Source organism: Proteus sp. fly-1013 (assembly GCF_040140245.1).
In the GTDB taxonomy this organism is placed as follows: Bacteria; Pseudomonadota; Gammaproteobacteria; order Enterobacterales; family Enterobacteriaceae; genus Proteus; species Proteus mirabilis_B.
Genome location: NZ_JBEEWD010000001.1, coordinates 83,384 through 103,813, shown reverse-complemented (window position 1 = coordinate 103,813; position 20,430 = coordinate 83,384). Strand labels below are relative to the sequence as shown.

Below are 20,430 nucleotides of genomic sequence, written 5' to 3'. Positions count from 1 at the left end.
AGTCTCCGCAACTTCAATAACACCGCTAATTAATATGTACGCACTTTTGGTGGGAAGGCTTCACGCAGTTTCGGCTGCATATTGACTTCACGTCGTGTCATTGTTTCGGTTTGCGGTTGATATAATGTATGGCATAACCAGTTCGCATCATCACGCTCTGGGAAATCGAAACGGCTATGAGCTCCACGACTTTCTGTACGGAAGTTAGCAGACACCGCAGTGGCATAAGCAGTTTCCATCAGGTTGTCTAATTCTAAGCATTCAATACGCTGTGTATTAAACTCACTTGAATTATCATCCAGTCGTGCATTTTGTAAGCGCTCACGAATAACTTTCAGTTCTTCTAAGCCTTTTGCCATTGCATCGCCTTCACGGAATACCGAGAAGTTATGTTGCATACAAGATTGCAGAGCTTTACGGATTTCAACTGGATCTTCACCAGAACGGTTGTTTTCCCAGCGATTTAAGCGTGTCAATGCTGCTTCAACATCAGAATCGCTCGCATCACGCATAGTGCCTTGTTCCATCAGTGACTCTTTTAAGTGAACCCCTGCTGAACGACCAAATACAACGAGGTCTAACAATGAGTTACCACCTAAACGGTTTGCACCATGAACAGATACACAAGCAATTTCACCGACTGCGAACAATCCAGGAATAACAACATCTTCGCCTTTCTCGTTCACACGAATAGCTTGACCCGTTACTTTTGTTGGAATACCCCCCATCATATAGTGACAAGTAGGTATAACAGGAATTGGTTCTTTAACTGGGTCAACGTGTGCGAAAGTACGAGAAAGATCAAGAATACCCGGTAAACGAGACTCAAGAACCTCTTTACCCAGATGGTCTAGTTTCAATTTCGCATGAGGACCCCAAGGGCCATCACAACCACGACCTTCACGAATTTCAATCATGATTGAACGTGCAACCACATCACGACCAGCAAGGTCTTTGGCGTTTGGTGCATAACGTTCCATAAAGCGTTCACCGTCTTTATTCAACAGATATCCGCCTTCACCACGACAACCTTCGGTCACTAACACGCCCGCACCCGCAATACCTGTTGGGTGGAATTGCCACATTTCCATATCTTGCAGAGGAACACCTGCGCGAACCGCCATACCTACACCATCACCGGTGTTGATATGCGCATTTGTGGTTGACTGGTAAATACGACCTGCACCACCAGTCGCTAAAATTGTCGCGTTTGCTTTGAAATAAACGACTTCACCCGTTTCGATGCAAATTGCAGTACAACCGACAATATCGCCATCTTGATTTTTCACTAGATCCAGTGAATACCACTCTGAAAAGATGGTTGTGTGATTTTTTAAATTTTGCTGATAGAGGGTATGTAACAATGCATGCCCAGTACGGTCAGCAGCGGCAGCTGTACGTGCGGCTTGTTCACCACCAAAGTTTTTTGACTGACCACCAAATGGACGTTGATAAATACGGCCATCATCTAGACGAGAAAATGGAAGTCCCATATGTTCCAGCTCTAAAATTGCTTCAGGGCCGGTTTTACACATATATTCGATAGCGTCTTGGTCACCAATATAGTCGGAACCTTTTACCGTATCGTACATGTGCCATTCCCAGTTATCCTCATGGGTATTACCTAGTGCAACAGTAATACCACCTTGAGCGGAAACAGTATGAGAACGAGTAGGAAAAACTTTAGAAATCAGTGCACAAGACAGACCCATTTGAGAAATCTGTAAAGCGGCACGCATACCTGCACCACCCGCACCAATAACAACAGCATCAAACTCTCTTACTGGCAGATTCATTACACACCCCACACCACAATTGTTCCATAAATAAGATAAACCAACAGCGCAACAACAATAATCAGTTGTAAAGTCAGGCGTAATGCCAGCGGTTTAATATAATCCGTTAACACTTGCCACATTCCGATCCACGCGTGAATAAGAATCGAAAGCAAGGTCAAGATGGTGAACACTTTGGTTAAGGATGAGCTAAAGAATCCGCGCCATACCTCATAGGTTATTTCTGTTGTAGCAATAAATCCCACAAGATAAAGAACATATAAAACGATAATAATGGCTGAGGCACGAAGGAATAACCAATCCTGGATGCCAGTACGGCCTAAAGTAGAAGAATTACTTACCATACTAATACCCCCGCCAATATTGATAAAATCACGGTAATAACCATTGATGCAGCCGCTGAATTGCGACCTACAATCAAGGTTTCATCAATAAAGCCGAAGTCCATTAGCATATGACGAATACCACCACAAATGTGATACGCCAATGCCGTTAGGATGCCCCACAAAATAAATTTTGCGAAGAAGCCAGTCATAATTTCAGCAGCTTGCTGAAATCCTTCAGGAGAGGAGAGAGAGGTGCCAAGTAACCACAGTAAGATGCCTACTGCGACTAACATGATAACCCCAGAGACACGATGCAAAATCGATGCGATAGCAGGGAGTGGAAACTGTATCGTCTGTAAATCCAGATTGACAGGTCTTTGTTTTTTCACAATTTATGCCCACACAGCTTTTATAATTTTTCCTTCCTCCGGACCTGGATGGAAATCAAACAGCGAATGGGGTACAAAGGCACATTTTAAGTAAAATGTTAAATCCGTCTATTTTACAAAAAGTGTGGATTCGTTACGCTGGTTCTCCATACAACAACGGTTCCGGAGACCTGCGCGCAGTATAAGTGCTTCACAAACTTATTACAATTACCACACAACTTGTGTGCCCGACATTTGCCTCGAACAGTGAGAGGGATCACTATTTAATACATCTGATGCAAAAATGATTATCATTTTTGACACATACACAACATTTTTCTTACATTTACTGCATTATTTTAATGTTTATGTTTTTTTTGTGCGCAAACACGCTTCCAGAAACCTCAAACTTATGTAAAAGTGATAGCAGTACTAATTCTAAGTGCATTGCATAAAAAAGCACCTAAAAAAACATAACATCAAAAGCTCCTTAACATAAGTGACACACTATAGACCTAGACATTACGGGCATTAAATAAAACTCGGCTGGGTACCTTACATCAACTATAGTTTCACTATCGAAGTGCATCTTTATGAAGATACCCTCGACTTTGTTAGGAGACATATAAGCGCTAAGGAGATTATAAATGGCTGATAACAAAGCTAAGCTAACGATTGCTGAAACATCTGTAGACTTGGACGTTCTATCCCCTACACTCGGTTCCAAAGTTATTGATATTCGTACTCTCGGCTCCAAAGGTTATTACACCTATGATCCCGGCTTTACCTCAACCGCCTCTTGTGAGTCAAAAATCACTTTTATTGATGGTGATAACGGTATCTTACTTCACCGTGGTTTCCCTATCGGGCAATTAGCGACTGAATCAACATACTTGGAAGTCTGTTATATCCTGCTGTACGGTGAAGCACCGACCCAAGAACAATACGACAATTTTAAAACCACAGTAACTCGTCACACCATGATCCATGAACAAATTACCCGACTGTTCAATGGCTTCCGTCGTGACTCACACCCAATGGCAGTACTGTGTGGTGTTACAGGGGCTTTAGCTGCGTTCTATCACGATGCATTGGATGTTAGTAATCCTGTTCACCGCGATATCACGGCATATCGCCTACTATCAAAAATGCCAACAGTGGCAGCGATGTGTTACAAATACTCGATTGGTCAACCTTTCGTTTACCCAAGAAATGACCTCTCCTATGCAGGTAACTTCTTGCATATGATGTTTGCAACACCATGTGAAGAGTATGTCGTTAATCCAGTCCTTGAACGCGCAATGGATAGAATTTTCATCCTTCACGCTGATCACGAACAAAATGCGTCAACCTCAACGGTGCGTACTGCGGGCTCTTCTGGTGCAAACCCATTTGCCTGTATCGCAGCAGGTATCGCGTCACTTTGGGGACCAGCTCACGGTGGTGCTAACGAAGCTTGTCTACGTATGCTGGAAGAGATCAAAACGGTTGAACACATTCCTGAATTTATTAAACGTGCAAAAGATAAAAATGATTCCTTCCGTTTAATGGGCTTTGGTCACCGTGTTTACAAAAACTACGATCCTCGTGCAACGGTAATGCGTGAAACCTGTCATGAAGTGTTAAAAGAATTAAACCTCAATGACAGCCTGCTTGAAGTGGCAATGGAATTAGAACGTATTGCTCTAAATGACCCGTACTTTATTGAGAAAAAACTGTACCCTAACGTTGACTTCTACTCTGGTATTATCCTGAAAGCGTTAGGTATTCCGTCCAATATGTTTACTGTTATTTTTGCTATTGCACGTACAATTGGCTGGATTGCTCACTGGAATGAAATGCACGAAGATGGCCTGAAAATTGCGCGTCCTCGTCAGCTTTATACCGGTTATGATGCACGCGATTTTAAAAGTGAAATTAAAAAGAAATAATTGAATTTTATTAATTATTTATCTTACTAAGCCCCGTTTAAATCGGGGCTTTATGTTTTAAAATTATCGATAAAATTCAATCAGCTTTTCAAATATTCTTGCGGTGTTTGCCCTGTCATTTTTTTGAAAAAGGTAATAAAGGCACTGTCACTGGCAAATCCTAATATCTGGCTAATATCAATATAGCGATGATGGGTAGCTAATAATTCAATGGCTTTCATTAATCGCCACTGTTGACGCCATTGTTGATAACTCAGTCCCGTCTCTTTGTAAAATAAGCGTGTGATCGTTTTTTCACTCGCCCCTACATGCTTTGCCATTTCTTGTAATGCTGGCGGTAAATCATCAAAGGATAAACGACTTAACCGTCTATCTTTAGGCATAAATAAATGATTGGTTTGCCGCGGTGCTTGGGCGATTTCATCAAAAAAAACGGCCAATAAATTTGCGTAGCGCCCTTCATCCCATTGAGTATTAAAATCAGCAATAGAAATTCGTTCTAATATTTCTCGTAAAAGAGGTGAAATCGTTAAGATCTCGCTCTCACTTGGAAAATTATCATGGAATTTATCACTAATATAAACAGAACGATATCCAACAGAGGCATACATTTCGACTCGATGTTCAAGTCTTGGAGGGATCCACGCAATCCTCATGGGAGGTAATACAGAAACACGGGAAGCCAAAGTAATTCGCATACACCCTGACTGCGTAAATAATAGCTGCCCTCTATCATGAGAATGAAACCCTGAGTCGTGCTTTCCCATTTCTGCTGCAATACCAACGACTGATGCAAGATGCTCTTCTGGCACAAAGTGGTCGTATTGATTAAGCCAAGCCATCACTTGTCCTATTTGAAAAATAATATGTCTTTATGTTTATAACAAGACATTCATTATCTCTGTATTCTGTTCATCAAGATTTAAGGATGTAGGAAAAAAAAGATGAACAAAAAACTCTCTTTATGGTTAGCAATTGCGTTAATGATGTTTCCACAAATTGCAGAAACCATTTATAGCCCAGCACTTACTGATATTGCAAACGGCTTTCATGTCAGTGCAAATAAAGCTGGGCAAACACTTTCGCTCTATTTCTTTGCGTTTGCATTGGGCGTCATTATATGGGGTCGATTATGTGATGTCATTGGTCGTCGTCCGACAATGTTAGCTGGATTGCTTATTTATGCTGTTGCTTGTCTTGGCGTTTTTATGACACAAGATTTTTCAGTATTACTTGGATTGCGTATGCTTTCTGCTTTTGGTGCGGCGGTAGGCTCAGTAGGCACACAAACCATTATGCGTGATGTATATAGTGGCGATGAACTGGCTAAAGTTTTCTCAGTGATGGGAGCGGCTATCGCCCTAAGCCCAGCAATTGGTATGTTAAGTGGCTCATTATTAGTGAGTTATGCTGGTTATCAAGGTGTGTTTAGTGGGCTTGCCCTTCTTGCTGTGATTTTACTGTTATGGAGTACTTTTGCTTTACCTGAAAGTCGCCCTGAAACAATAAAAACAGCACCATTAGGAGAAACTGCAATAAAAATGCTTAAGGATAAGCAAATTGCCAAAACAGTATTATTAATAGCCTTTTTTAATATCAGCCTTTTTGCCTATTATCAGTTAGCACCTTTTATGTTTGATAAACAAGGTTATAGTGCAAGTACCTTTGGTTATAGCGGTATTGTATTAGCAATAGGTGTCGGTATTGGCTCTTATATTAATAAAGCACTATTAAACCATCATTGGCAATGTGGAAAACTCGTTTTACTCGCAAGTTTTATTGCACTAGTTAGCGCTGTGGGTGTTTATTTATTACGTAACCACATTAGCTTTATTATTCCAATGATGACGAGTGTTGTTGCTTATGGCGTTGCTATTCCAAATATCTTAGCCACAGCATTAGCACAATATAAAGACAGATTAGGTACTGCGGGTGCATTATTAGGCTTGTTCTACTATTTGTTAATTGGTGGTGGGCTTGCACTTGCAGGATGGGGACAAAGCTTAGCAATTACTTTACTAATTTGTAGTCTAGGTTCATTGCTACTCTCTTTTTCTCGTCAAACGACAAAATAATAAACCGAAAAGAGCTCCTTATGTTTAATGTGAGCTCTTTTTATTTTGCTCTTTTTATATAAAATCAGGAGGTGTAGAGTTAAAAAATGAAAAATAAATAAGGATAAAATATGTCAAATGGAATAAGTGCTGCTCAAAAAAATCTTGAAAAAAAATTAGCCCTATATAATAACGAAAATAATCATTATCCACTTGAATTGCCTAAATTAACTCAACTTAAAGACACTCTCTTACCTGATAATATTTATGAGCACATTGTTCACTCATATAAAGAATTATTAAAAGAGATGAAGCAAAAGGCAATTAATGAGAAAAATTGGAATAAGCACTCTTCATTTGTTCATAAAAAAGCACAAGAGTCTTATGAAGAATTGTCTCAATACAATGAAATCAGCCTGAAAAATATTTTAAATCAGCTTAATTCGCCTAAAGGCTCACTCAATGAATTAGATCGTGAAATTATTAAGTATGAAAATATTATTACAAACTTACCTGAATTCACGATTTTTCATCTTATTCGCTCAATAGATGATTATCTTAAACCTCAATATATGTCGAGTTATGCGATTAATCACTATAACACCAAGCATATTTTCGAGCATATTGAATTACGTCATATTGAAGAGATCTTAATTCAGCGAAATTATTCTGATCCAGCACGCATTATCGCTAGTTTTTTTCTTGGACAATATGGTATTGAGGATTTATCAAAACCAGAGCAAATCTGGCCTTTTTATTACCAACATCCCGAATATCTCGCAGAAGCCTTACAACTTATTCCTAGTCAAAGTAATACTAATAATGACTTTTTTAGCCTTGATAATGCAATTCGTGTATTAAAAACCTACCCTGTTATTCCATCACAATTTATTCCTAAAATATTACAACTCGCTTTAGGTGATATACAAATTTATCGCTTTGATGCACAAGAGCTTATTGAAAAACTTCCTGAGCCTCACTTATTTATTCAAGAAGGTCTGACATCAAAGAAAAAGAATGCTCGAGTGATTGCAATAAATTGGCTAACTGAACTCAATAATCATGATGCTGTTCCAGCACTAATCACCTTATTAAAAACAGAAAATGACGAAGTTGTTCGCACACTTTTAATTACTGCTCTAGAACATTTTGGTGAAGATATTTCAGACTTTCTCGATCCTCTTACCTTACTTGCAGAAGCTGAAATTGGCTTAAAAAATAAGATCCCAGATAATTTATCTTGGTTTGATTTTAATGCTGTACCTCAACTCACTTGGAAAAATGATAAAGTCGTTGAACCCAGAATTATTCAATGGTGGATAGTGTTAGCGGTAAAATTAAAACTTCCGGCAGGTAACACACTATTACATCGTTATATCAGTTTGCTTTCTCTAAAAAGCCAACAAGATCTTGCCCAATTTTTGTTAATTAAATTTATTACTCAAGATGTTGATACACCATCAGAAGACAAAGTTTATCTAAGTTCAGGATTATCTTATTCTGCTCCTATGTCAGCCATTAAAGAAAAAGGCATGTTAGGGCTTATTTTTGCTATTGAAGGTTATATTGCTGTACCTTTATTGCGAAATTATATGCGAGACCACTACGAGCGCCGAGCACAAATAGAAGCAATGATTGATGCTATTGGTGGAAGTAATGACCCACTTATTATTCAATTTTTACTCTCTATTTCACGTCGTTATCGTGCCGCATCTATTCAAGCTAAAGCACGACAATTAATTACCCAGATAGCGCAACGTAATAATTGGACTGAAGATGAACTGGCAGATAGAACCATACCAACAGCAGGACTTGATGATTCAGGCGTACTGACTTTAGATTATGGTGAACGCTCATTCACTGCAAAAATTAACGATAAACTGCAATTTGTCTTATTTAATACCGAGGGCAAAGTAATAAAAGCATTACCAGCACCTCGTGTTAATGATGACAGCACACTGATTAAAGAGACCAAAAAATACTTCACATCAAGTAAAAAAGAGTTAAAGCAGATTATTGAATCTCAGACATTACGCTTATACGAAGCGATGTGTGTTCAACGCCAATGGTTAAGTGCTGACTGGCAAGAATTTCTTCAAACTAATCCGATTATGCATAAATTAATGGAGCGATTAATTTGGCAAGAAATTAAAGATGACAAAGTCATTAATACATTTCGCCCTTCAAATGATGGTGCTTTATTAAATATCGAAGATGAAGAAATTACCTTACAAAGTAATTCATCTCTTCGCTTAGCACACCGCGTACTTTTAAATGAAGATGAAAAACATGCTTGGCTAACACATTTTAAAGATTACAAAATGGCGTTTTTATTTTCCCAGATAGAGCATGACACACCAATCTTAGAAGACAAGCAAACTCAGATCGCAGAGAAAAAAGGTTGGTTAACGGATGCCTATACCTTGAGAGGTGCCATGACAAAATTAGGCTATCAACGTGGTTCGGTAGAAGATGCTGGATTTTATAACTGTTATTACAAATATTTTTCTGGCTTAGATCTCAGTGTCATTATCAACTTCAGTGGTAATTGTGTGCCAGAAGACAATATTACTGTCGCGCTATTAGAGTTAGTTTTTGAAAAAGGTCGCCAAAGTGGATTAGATAGACATAAATTAGCGATTAAAAATATCCCACCGATTTTATTGGCAGAAAGCTACGCTGAATACCTAAAAATTGCAGATGCCTGTGCTGGTTTTTCTCCTGATTGGGAAAAGAAATTACCTTGGTAGACACTATTCACTGATGATTTTCTTATCCCGTACTCCATTAAAAGTACGGGATTTTTTCTTACAATATTAAGCCTATTTTTTGTTGTTAATTTTTTAATCAATCTAGCTAAGTGTTAACGCTTATTTTGCTTAGCAGACAATTCTTAAACTTTTTAAATGCCACAAAAAATGCCTTTATTATCATTTATTCATTTTTAGCACTTTTTCCTGATATACCTCTTTATATAAAGCCAAATTGAATATTAATAAAGTTCAGTTAGCTTTTTTAGCGTTTATCTCTATAAATTTGATAAATGGTATGCGTTGATTTTATTTTCACCAGTAATAATCAAATTGTTCGTTACGCCGTTTCATGGTAAAAAAAACTGTTTATCCATACATAGCTTAAGGAACTGGCGTGATAAAAAAAATCTTAGACATTTTCCCTCTTTTTGGGAAAAAAGACGTCGCAATTACCGAAAAACATCTCCAAGAATCACTGGTATTGCTTGCAGTATTTGATGAGAGCTTACCTAAACGTACATTAAATTATGTACTTACAGGTGAAAATCCGGAGATCCTTTTCGAATTAAACAAGCTGGATGCTTCAAAAGCGGCGGTTTATTTTGATAAACCAGGTACTCTAGAGTGGTGGTATGCACACAATAATGTGAATACTGGCCAATATAGCAAAGTGATCACTCAAGGGCTAAACGCACGACACAAACTCTATTCTAAAGTCGGCGATGGCTTTTCATCAGAACAAGTAGCGCGTTTCGGTAAAGTCCTTGCGGCTGCTTGCCAAGATATCAATATTAAAGTTATTACAAAAGAAGTACCAACTTGGGTGCTTTATCTTTTAATTGATGTGTTTTACAACACTTATGAAAATGCGCGTAATCTCAATTTAGAGCATCGCAAACATTGGAATATGGAATTTATCGCTAATATGGTCGAAAAAGAGGCCAATATTGCGGGTGAAAATGCCTTATTCGCGGTGTTTGATAGAAAAGATGTTTCTGAATACTATGCATCTAATCTGAAGCGTATTTATGAATTAAGTGATTTAAAAGACTACCTACTTTCACATCAAGAGTTTGTTAGAACAGAATTAATTGAAAAACTGTCAGCAAATGGCTTAGTTGAGTTAATTAATTATCTTAATAAAAACACTGTGTTACGTGACAATTTTGCTGACATTATCGTGTTACTTGCCACCAGCAGCTTAAAAACTGTTAAAAAAGCCGCAGAGCCTATTTTAGTCACCTTACCGCCTGAAATTGTTAAAGAAAATCTTACTCATGTTTTAATGAATGGTACGCCAAAACAACGTACTCAAGCAGCCGATTTATTTGCACGCCAAGGTGAAAACCGTGAGGTACTTGAAGAAGCGTTAAAACATGAAACTTCAAAAGCGGTCATGAAAAGTATTGAAAGCGCCCTACTACGTTTTAATGTTGCAGATGATGCCAATACCGTAGAGGCTATTGAGGCTCCTGATTTCACGCCATTAGAAGACACTCCATTACCTGATAGCGTTCGCGATATGATGGTCAATAACTTCAATGAGATCTTGGTCAAAGCCAAAGAAAATGCTGAACGTGAAATTGAAGAAAATAAAACGGCTAAACACACTTATAATTGGGCACAGCGCCATTTAAAAGATTTGAATAAGATTGATGAAAAACAGTGTCGCGCATTAGTTGATAAACTCAATAGTGGACAAGGTTCGATCCAATCAAATGAAATTCAAATCATTAAACATAAAAATCGTGTTTTAAACTTGCCTGAATATACGCTATTCCACGCTGTGCGTGTGATAGTTAATAATCGCCAACATGCCGATCACTTCTCTTCTCACTATTTTAATGGCGAAATTCCTGAACGCTTATTTAGTGATATTGAATTACGTCACCTTGAAGATGTATTGCAACGTTGCAACTTTAAAAATGCAGCCCGCCTGACTGCTGCATTATGTTTAGAATCTTATGAAGATGGTTTAAAACGCTTCCGTAGACCGGAGCAAGTTTGGCCTTTCTTCTCTCAACATACCGATTATATCGCTGAAGCCCTGAATTTAATGCCAAGTCAAAGTGAGCGTCGCTATCGCCAGTTTGAGATTTCACAAGGTATTAAAGTATTAGGTCGTTTCCCTACCATTCCAGCACAATTCGTGCCTCGAATTATGGAACTGGCATTAGGTGAAAATAAAATGCACCGTGTTTCAGCGCAGAATTTACTTGAGACACTGCCAAATATTCATACAAGTGCTCAAGAAGGTTTATCTTCTGCGAAACAAGAAATTCGCGTTACCGCTATTGAGTGGTTGGCACGTTTAAAAAATCCAGAATCATTACCTGCACTGAATGCCTTATTGAAAAAAGAGAAGCGCGAAGTTGTACGTGCCTCTTTATTAACGGCGTTAGAGCAACTGGGTGAAGATATCTCAAGTTATTTATCACCAAAAACCTTATTAGCTGAAGCTGAAAAAGGCCTTAAAGCCAAAGCTCCAGCAAGCCTTGCTTGGTTTAACTTTGATGCTATTCCTGCATTGACATGGGAAAACAAGAAAGCGGTTGACCCGGCGATTATTCGTTGGTGGATTATTCTGGCAGTGAAATTAAAAATGCCAGGAGGAAACGCGTTATTACAACGTTATATCGGTCTGCTCTCTACTGATAGCCAGCATAAACTTTCAAGCTTTATTCTGCATACCTTTGTTGCTCAGGATATTAAAGGTCCATCACTTGAAGAAGCAATGGTCGAAGCACAACGTGAAGCTCCGGGACGTTTAAGCAACTATCAAAACTGGGCGAAACGTTATCCTGAATATTACGCTAAATATGAAAACTACACGTTAGAGCAAGTGGTTGAAGAAATTAAAAACGAGGTGTTACGTCGTTATTTAGGCTCTGCAATCAGCGATAAAGGCATGTTAGCGCTTATCTGCGGTATTGAAGGCCATGTTGCAGTATCTGTATTACGTAACTATATGCGTGATCACTATCAGCGCCGTGCTCAAATTGAAGCCATGATTGATGCAGTAGCATCAAGCAATGATCCAATTATCATTCAGCTTCTTCTTTCATTATCACGCCGTTATCGCACCGCATCGGTTCAAGAAAAAGCCCGTAATTTAGTCACGCAAATTGCTGAACGTAATGGTTGGAGCTCAGATGAATTAGCAGACAGAACTATTCCGACTGCTGGCTTTGATGATACGGGTACATTAGTGCTGGAATATGGTGAGCGTATCTTTACTGCGAAGATGGATGCAAAACAAAAACTGGTCTTGTTTAATCCGGAAGGTAAAGAAGTTAAAGCCTTACCTGCTGCGCGTAAAAATGATGATGCAGAGCTTATCAAAGAAGCGAAAAAGCTCTTCACTTCGAGCAAAAAAGAACTTAAACAAGTTATTGAGCTGCAAAGTGTACGTTTATATGAAGCCATGTGTGCTCAACGTCAGTGGTTAAGCGCGGATTGGCAAGAATATATCTTAGCTCACCCAATCATGCATAAACTGATTGAACAATTGGTTTGGCAAGAAGTGAAAGATGGCAAGATTATCAATACATTCCGCCCTTCTGATGACGGTGCATTGCTCAATCTTGAAGATGATGAAGTGACTTTACAAAACGATTCGTTGATCCAACTTGCTCACGCAGCATTGGTTAATGAAGATGAACGTAAAGCATGGATTGCTCATTTTAAAGATTACAAAGTGAAATTCTTGTTCTCTCAAATGGAGCATAAGATCCCAGAATTAGATCTGAAACAAACGGAAGTGGAAGATAGAAAAGGCTGGATCACAGACACCTTCACTTTACGTGGTATTTTAACCAAAATGGGTTATCAACGAGGTCCAGCAGAAGATGGTGGCTCGTTCTCTCACTATTACAAATTCTTCTCTAGTTTAAACTACTACGTGAATATCGGTTTCAGTGGTAGCTATGTTCCAGAAGAAAACATTCCAGCGGTCTTATTTGATTTAAGCTTTGAGAAAAATCAGCAAGATTACTGGGATCGCAATAATGTTGAGCTAAAAGATGTACCACCTATTCTATTAGCAGAAAGCTATGCGGATTATCTAAAAGTCGCTGAAGCTTGTGCAGGATTTGATCCTGAATGGGAAAAGAAAACACCTTGGTAAAAGATAGGGATAATTAGGAAAGAATATGGCTAAAAAAGCACCCGCAGATCAACAAGCAATTAGGGAAAGTGCTGAGGTTCGATTTGCTCAAGAGTTAGAGCGTTTAACAAAAGCTGATGCTAATAATCCTAAACCACAAGGATGGCTTCGCTCACCCCGTGCTGTACGCCAATTTATTTTAGGTGATGATGCATTAGGCATCACACCTAAGTTTTTCGGCGATGATGCATTGGTTGATCGTGCAATTGTCACATTATTGGGTAAACAAGGTTTAATGTTGGTCGGTGAACCGGGTACGGCAAAATCAATGCTCTCAGAGCTTTTTGCTGCTGCCATCAGTGGTGATTCAGGTTTAACCATCCAAGGAACAGCGGGTACAACAGAAGATCATATTAAGTATTCTTGGAACTATGCATTGCTATTAGCAGAAGGCCCAACAGAACGCGCTTTAGTGGGGTCGCCGCTTTATCAAGGTATGTTACAAGGTAAAATTGTTCGCTTTGAAGAGATAACTCGTTGCCCTCCTGAAATTCAGGATGTGCTAGTTTCCTTAATGTCAGAGAAACAATTGATGATCCCTGAAATGGGTGATGGTGCGCGTATTAGTGCAAGACCGGGATTTAACCTTATCGGTACAGCAAACTTACGTGATCGCGGTGTTCATGAAATGTCGGCTGCATTAAAGCGCCGTTTTAACTTTGAAACTGTGAAACCTATTCGTGATCCTGCATTTGAAATCAGCCTGATCCAATCACAGCTTGAGAACGAATTAGGCTCCTTAGCCAATGAAGTCACTGTACCGGCGGATGTTGTGGAATTACTGGTCACAACATTCCAAGAGTTGCGCTCAGGTAATACGAAAGATGGCGGTAATATCAAAACACCTGATGCGGTTATGTCAACCGCAGAAGCCGTGAACATCGCTTATGCTTGTGCCTTAGAAGCGCATTATTTAGGTGATGGAGTGATGAATGCAGGCGCAATTGCCCGCCAATTAATCGGTGTTGTATTAAAAGACAATGCTGATGATATCAAACGTATTCGTTATTACATGGACAACGTCGCTAGAGAGAGAGCAAGAAACAGTAAAGAGTGGAAAGCTTTCTTTGATGCATCAAAAGAGTTTTGGCAATAAAACGCTAAAGCTTGTAGCTACACATTAAAATACGTTATTTATCTATTAAAGGCAGAGTTAACTTACTCTGCCTTTTCACCCAGAAAAGGGATCGACACGGTGACGCTACCTTCAATACCTTTGCCAGAAAGAATTGACCAAGCACGACTGAAATGGACGTCGTTACAGCAACAACATCTCTATTTTGCCCCTGTACGCCACCATAGCCCTGCTTGTGCTTATGCGGTTTTATCATTAATTGATTCTGTAAAACCTGACTATATTTTAATTGAAGGCCCAGATACCTTTAATTCACTTATTCCTAGCCTAACAGATAAAGATACCCTACCTCCCGTTGCGATTATGGGGCAAGCGGAGTATTTGCATAACGATGGAAACCAAGAGGAGCGTGAGAAATCACTGCACTCTGCTTATTTTCCATTTTGTGAATATTCGCCTGAATGGCAAGCTTTGCGGGGTGGTTTGCGCATCAATGCCAAAACACGTTTTATTGATTTACCTTGGGCTGCACAAGTTAATAACGAAGAGTATAGCGACTCGCAAAGTCGGAGCTTACAAAAAGAACGTTATTTAGCACATAGCCAGTTTATCGCGCAACTAGCTAAAAAATGCCACTGTCGTGATCATGATGATGTTTGGGAGCATCTTTTTGAATTACGTAGTATTGAAGCCTTGGCTGATTGGCAAACACTTTTTAATGACACCTTTATTTGGTGCGCACTTGCACGTCTTGATTATGAACCTGAAGTGCTTGAATCTGAGGGCTCTTCACAGCGTGAAGCACATATGCTCGCTCATATTCAAACCATCAAACAGCAAGAGCCTAATGCTAAAATTTTAATCGTCACAGGGGGATTCCATACCCTTGCATTAATTGAAGGTCTAGCTAACTCACAATCTCAATCTTTCGCCATTTCTAGCACAGAACAAAAGCAATTCACTAAAATGCAAAAAATGGGCGAAAATGAGCAAGCTTGGCTTATTCGCTACAGTTTTGACAGACTAGATGCGCTTAATGGTTATGCTTCAGGAATGCCTTCTCCTGCATTTTATCAACAAGCTTGGCAAAGTTTGATGCAACAACACCATGATAAATTAGAAAATAATGATGTTGCAAAGCAACCAACCCAAGTTTATCGCAATAAAATGGGGATTGCTTTTCTAAGCTCTATTGCCCAAGCGATTAGAGAAAAACAGTTTGATAATCCACCGAGTTATTTAGCTGTAAAACTCGCAGCCGAACAGAGTTTACGCCTCGCTTTATTAAGAGATCACGCAGGTACAGGTCGCTATGATTTGCTTGATGGTTTACAAAGTGCCTTTATTAAAGGCAGTTTAGATGATAGCCAAAGTGAATTATGGGCTGAAATCAAAACCTGCTTTTCAGGTTATCTCTTAGGTAAAATTCCATTAGGCACAGCAACGCCTCCTTTAGTTAATGAAACTTATGAGCGAGCTAGAGCGTTTCGTTTCAAACTTGATGATACTTTAGCAAAAACAACTAAATGCGATGTTTATCGTAACCCACAACATCGCTTAAGAAGCCGTTTTCTACATTTATTGTCTTTCTTAGAGATCCATTTTGCACACCGTGTAAATGGTCCTGATTTTCTTTCTGGTCATCAATTAGATCTGTTATTTGAAGAGTGGCAATACGCTTGGACACCCAATGTAGAAGGCGAGCTAATTTCATTATCAGAGAAAGGCTCTCAACTTGAAGCTATCGCCTTAAATAAGCTGTTATCAATGGAAAAACAGCTTGAAGAACAAGGGCAAAGTCGTTCAAGCCAGAGTGCGGTTACATTATTAATCCAAGCAGCATTAATTGGGCTCCACCAGCGCATTCCTTCACTCTTTAAACTGTTAGATAGCTATATTCAGCAAGATTTTCGGCTTGAATCACTGACCCAGTGTGGACATAAACTGATCCATTTATGGCGAGGTCGCCAATATCTTGATATTACCGATGAGCTTTCACTTGAAAATCGCCTACATCAAGTTATTCCGCAAGCTTTCTTTTGTTTAGAGCAATTGGCTCAAGGTGATGAGCAACAACAAGAAAGCAATTTACAAGCTCTACTCTCTTTACGTGAATTGATTGAATTTATGCCATCGCTCAATAATCAGCATGATTATAAAAGTGATTTCTATCAGCAACTCAATCGCCTTGATGGTCAATTAGATACAGTGCCTTTATTAAAAGGTGCAGTAGATGCCTTACGTTATTTAGGTTCATATATTGATGAAAATACGTTGGTCACCGCGCTAAATACGACCTTCAGTACAGGCAGTTCTCCTGAACATGCCATTGGTTATTTCGTTGGTATGATGCGAACAGCACCAGAGTTAGTTATTCGCCTTCCGTTATTGGTCGATCACTTAAATACCTTGCTACAGCAATGGGATGAAGAGCGATTTATTCAGATCTTGCCTGATCTGCGTTTTGCCTTTAGCCAACTTAATCCCAAACAAAATGCAGAGCTGGCGCAATATATTGCCAACGATATTGGTTTAGATACCCAAGCGTTATCTTTATGGCAGTCAGAATTTAGTGCTAAACAGATGCTTGAAGCCACTAAACTCAATCAAAAATTACAACAGCGAATAATGGAACAAGGCATGATTTCTTGGTTTGACGCTAAGAAAATAGAGAAAGGAGATACGACTCATGAGTCAGCATAATGACGATGTGCCTGAAGATAAAATAAAACAAGCAAAACGTTGGCGCCTGATTTTAGGTCAATATGCTGATGATGCGCTTGGGCAAGCGACTTTTAATGCTGATGATTTAAAAGTGGAGCGTACACTCGACTTTCTCTACCGCCGAGAATATCAGCGCCGAGGTCTTCGCCAAGAGCGAGGACGTCATGGATCACTCGATGCATCGCAACTTACTGCGGTAAACTGGCTAAATCAAGCGCGTAAGCTATTTCCTAATAGCACCTTTGAACGTATGCAATCACAGGCTATTGAACGTTATCAAATCAGTAGTTTTCTTAAAGATCCCAATACGTTAAAAGCGATGGAGCCAACAAAAGCGTTAGCGAAAACATTATTAAGTTTACGTGGACGTATGAGTGAAGAAACGCGAGATGCAGTTAAAACGATTATTCGTAAAGTGGTCGATGATATTTTGCGTCAAATTCGCAATAACTTTCGCCAATCATTAACAGGTCGCCGTAATCGTTTTAGACGCTCTTTAGTGCCTAATAGCCGTAACTTTGATTGGCGTGCCACCATCGCTGCAAACTTAAAACACTACGATACTCAAAATCGCCGTTTAGTGATTGAAACTCCTTACTTTAACTCACGGATGCAACAACATTTTCCGTGGGATGTCATTCTTTGTGTTGACCAAAGTGCGTCAATGTCTAGCTCAATTATGTATGCGGCTGTTTGTGCCAGTATTTTAGCCTCTTTACCTGCTGTTAATGTCTCTTTAGTGGTTTTTGATACCCAAGTTGTCGATTTATCGCATTTAGCAGACGATCCCGTTGAAGTTTTAATGACGGTACAATTGGGTGGCGGTACTGATATTGCAGGTGCAATGCAATACTGTGAAAGTTTGGTCAAAAACCCTAAACGCACAGTTATTTCACTTATCAGTGACTTTGAAGAAGGTGGCTCATTAAACCGTTTATTAGATTGCACGCAACGTCTTAATAGCCAACAAGTTAAATTATTGGGTCTTGCAGCACTTGATGATGAGGCTCAACCTGCTTATGACTCTGCTATTGCACAAAAGCTTGCAGATAGAGGCATGCAAGTTGCAGCGTTAACACCTGAACATTTCGCACAATGGTTGGCAGAGGTAATGCAATGAGTTGGCAAACTGTTTACTTTCATTACGATGAAGATGCGCTCACTGTATTTGCTAATGCAGGATTATTAAGACGCGCAAGAAAAGATGTTGATAACGAAAAAGTTTCTCTCACTGATGCCAATACTGGGCAATTTAGCAGTGATGGACAAAATGTTGTTTTACACGAAGCGGGAATTCAACAAGCCAGTTGCGATTGTTCTGCATCTGGTTGTTGCAAACATATTTTAGCCGCTGTTTTATGGCTACAAGCTAATAATAGTGCTGATAATTCAAGTAACGATAATAGTGATGAAACTTCATCAGAAGCTATTGCAGAGCCTGTTGAAATTTCTCCACTGTTACCCGCGCTATTCACGCTTGATCCGGAAACATTAGTCAAAAAAGCAGGAAAACCAGCCTGTCGTGTGGCGATTAAATTAGTTGAGCAGTGGGAAACAATAACATTGGATTTAGAAGACACAGGGACACAGTTAAAAATTCAACTCCCTGATGTTGATGAGCCTGTTATTTTCTTACAAGGTAGTGGTTACGATGGCATGTTATCGCCATTTTCTGACTCACAGAAAAAAGCATTCCACCTTGCTATTGTGGCTAAAATATTTGAACAACATGCTCAACCATGGAGTTGGCCTGAAGATTTAATCATTGTGCAATCTTCAAAGCGCCCTCTCAATGAAGAAGAAACAGCGTTAATTACGACGGTTGAACAATTTATTTATGATTTATTGCGCCAAGGGCTATCACATATCAGCTTGAGCAGTGCCACACAATTACACTTATTGAATATGTCCGCTCGAGCAGAAGGTTTACCTCGTTTGGCATCTTATTTACGAACATTGAGCACTCAAGTCAAACTGTTGGCAGAAAGACATTTCACTATGGATGAAAGTAATGTCTTGCGCTTACTGGCGCATATTTCAGCCTATCTATTTCAATTATCCAGTGCGACGCCAGAACAGCTAAAAGTGTTACGAGGACAACTTCGCCGTCAATATGACGATAAAAAAGCGAGCCTCTCTCTGATCCCTGTTGGCGCAAATTGGTGGACAGCGCAAAGTGGTGCATTAGGCGCAACCTTTACCTTTTGGGATAAAGAAGAGAAACAGCTCTTACAAGCGACTCAAGCTCGCCCTAATCAACTTGATACTCTGTTTAATCGTTATAGTGTTTGGAATAGTTTATCCTTATGGAAACAAACATCCGATAAATTAATGCGTCGCCCTTTTTTATTACAAGAGCCTCGTATTTCTGATGAAGGAAAACTGGCAACTATTGGCGAAAGCTTCGCACAAAACCAAACGGATTTTCTTGATATTACCGATTACTACAATCTACAAACTGAATTAGGGATCAACAATTGGCAAGAGTTACCAGACTATTTTGCTAATCAGCCTGAAGGGTTTCTTTCTCCTCTCGTCTTACATATCAAAAGCTATAAGCCTTTAATTTGGTATGAAATAGAGCAATGTGTTATTTGGGATGTTTCAGATAATCATGATAATTCAGCCTTCTTACGTCTTTATTGGGAAGGAACAATGCAAAATAATCTGGAAGAATTACGTTATCTCACTAAGCGAGAATTAGAGATAGTTGCAGTCACCGTGCAGCCTGTTCGACGTGATTTAAATATGGATTTATTGCCAACGACTATTTGGCTCAAAACAGAAAAAGGCATTGAAATGTTTTATCTCGATTTTGACCAATTTCCACGAAAGAAAAAACAATCAGGGTTTATTAGTCGTATTCAAGAATATATGGCTAAACGTAAGCAACAAACGGCAATGCATCACAGTGAACCGACATTAGCACAAAAATTTTGTCGCCCTATTTTGTCTGTATTAGAAGCCCAAGCATGTACCGGACGGGAATTACTTTCTGAAATGCAAAAAGAGCAGTTAGAAATAAGCAAGCATACTGCTGATGATTTAGGAATGACATTAATTGCCAACCAATTGGCTCGTTATCTAGCATTAACTACACGTGACTCTCAGGCTTTATTACAGTTAATTTGGCTATGCGATAATCTGCAACAATTACAAAGTCCGTTACCCATTCAGCTTAATGAGTAATAAATATCTCCCGATATAGCTGAGGATGTATATATACAAAAAAGCTATC

At 39.2% G+C, this 20,430-nt stretch carries 12 protein-coding genes; 8 read left to right on the top strand and 4 right to left on the bottom strand.

Translation table 11 applies throughout. The features are described 5' to 3' along the window. Positions 1-29: 29 nt before the first annotated feature. From sdhA to sdhC, 3 genes are read right to left on the bottom strand one after another with little or no spacing between them, the layout of a single operon-like run. The gene (sdhA, locus tag ABN236_RS00475) at positions 30-1,796 is read right to left on the bottom strand and encodes a succinate dehydrogenase flavoprotein subunit (RefSeq protein WP_023581183.1); all 1,767 of its coding nucleotides are present in this window, start codon (positions 1,794-1,796) and stop codon (positions 30-32) included. Further along, entirely contained in the window at positions 1,796-2,140 is a 345-nt protein-coding gene (gene sdhD, locus ABN236_RS00470; RefSeq protein ID WP_006537664.1) for a succinate dehydrogenase membrane anchor subunit, read from the bottom strand. The genes sdhA and sdhD overlap by 1 nt, the downstream gene beginning before the upstream one ends. Then, the gene (gene sdhC, locus ABN236_RS00465) at positions 2,134-2,514 is read right to left on the bottom strand and encodes a succinate dehydrogenase cytochrome b556 subunit (RefSeq protein WP_129586864.1); all 381 of its coding nucleotides are present in this window, start codon (positions 2,512-2,514) and stop codon (positions 2,134-2,136) included. Before sdhC ends, sdhD begins: the two co-directional genes overlap by 7 nt. Positions 2,515-3,137: 623 nt before the next feature. On the opposite strand from sdhC, the gene ABN236_RS00460 reads away from it, so the two are divergent. Then, positions 3,138-4,421 carry a citrate synthase gene (locus tag ABN236_RS00460; protein ID WP_088493417.1) on the top strand — a complete coding sequence of 428 codons (1,284 nt, stop codon included), beginning with the start codon at positions 3,138-3,140 and terminating at the stop codon, positions 4,419-4,421. 80 nt (positions 4,422-4,501) lie between these two features. On the opposite strand, the gene ABN236_RS00455 is transcribed toward ABN236_RS00460, so the two are convergent. Next, positions 4,502-5,263: an AraC family transcriptional regulator gene (locus ABN236_RS00455; protein ID WP_349473146.1), complete on the bottom strand. Its 762-nt coding sequence runs from the start codon at positions 5,261-5,263 to the stop codon at positions 4,502-4,504. Positions 5,264-5,365: 102 nt separating this feature from the next. Between ABN236_RS00455 and ABN236_RS00450 the strand changes: the two genes are divergently transcribed. The 7 genes from ABN236_RS00450 to ABN236_RS00420 all read left to right on the top strand — a co-directional run bounded on the left by ABN236_RS00450 (position 5,366) and on the right by ABN236_RS00420 (position 20,381). Then, a complete protein-coding gene (locus ABN236_RS00450; protein WP_349473145.1) occupies positions 5,366-6,496 on the top strand; it encodes a multidrug effflux MFS transporter in 1,131 nt (376 codons plus the stop codon). Between the two features lie 110 nt (positions 6,497-6,606). Further along, a complete protein-coding gene (locus tag ABN236_RS00445) occupies positions 6,607-9,225 on the top strand; it encodes a DUF4132 domain-containing protein (RefSeq protein ID WP_349473144.1) in 2,619 nt (872 codons plus the stop codon). 397 nt (positions 9,226-9,622) lie between these two features. Next, positions 9,623-13,354 (top strand): DUF4132 domain-containing protein, encoded by a 3,732-nt coding sequence (locus tag ABN236_RS00440; RefSeq protein WP_349473143.1) that lies wholly within the window; start codon positions 9,623-9,625, stop codon positions 13,352-13,354. A gap of 25 nt (positions 13,355-13,379) precedes the next feature. After that, positions 13,380-14,489, top strand: coding sequence for an ATP-binding protein (locus tag ABN236_RS00435; RefSeq protein ID WP_088493422.1), 1,110 nt, complete (start codon positions 13,380-13,382; stop codon positions 14,487-14,489). 99 nt (positions 14,490-14,588) lie between these two features. Continuing rightward, complete coding sequence (locus ABN236_RS00430) at positions 14,589-17,171, top strand: DUF5682 family protein (protein WP_349473142.1); 2,583 nt, start codon at positions 14,589-14,591, stop codon at positions 17,169-17,171. Beyond that, complete coding sequence (locus ABN236_RS00425; RefSeq protein ID WP_088493424.1) at positions 17,158-18,312, top strand: VWA domain-containing protein; 1,155 nt, start codon at positions 17,158-17,160, stop codon at positions 18,310-18,312. Before ABN236_RS00430 ends, ABN236_RS00425 begins: the two co-directional genes overlap by 14 nt. Beyond that, the gene (locus ABN236_RS00420) at positions 18,309-20,381 is read left to right on the top strand and encodes an SWIM zinc finger family protein (protein WP_349473141.1); all 2,073 of its coding nucleotides are present in this window, start codon (positions 18,309-18,311) and stop codon (positions 20,379-20,381) included. Before ABN236_RS00425 ends, ABN236_RS00420 begins: the two co-directional genes overlap by 4 nt. Positions 20,382-20,430 lie beyond the last annotated feature (49 nt).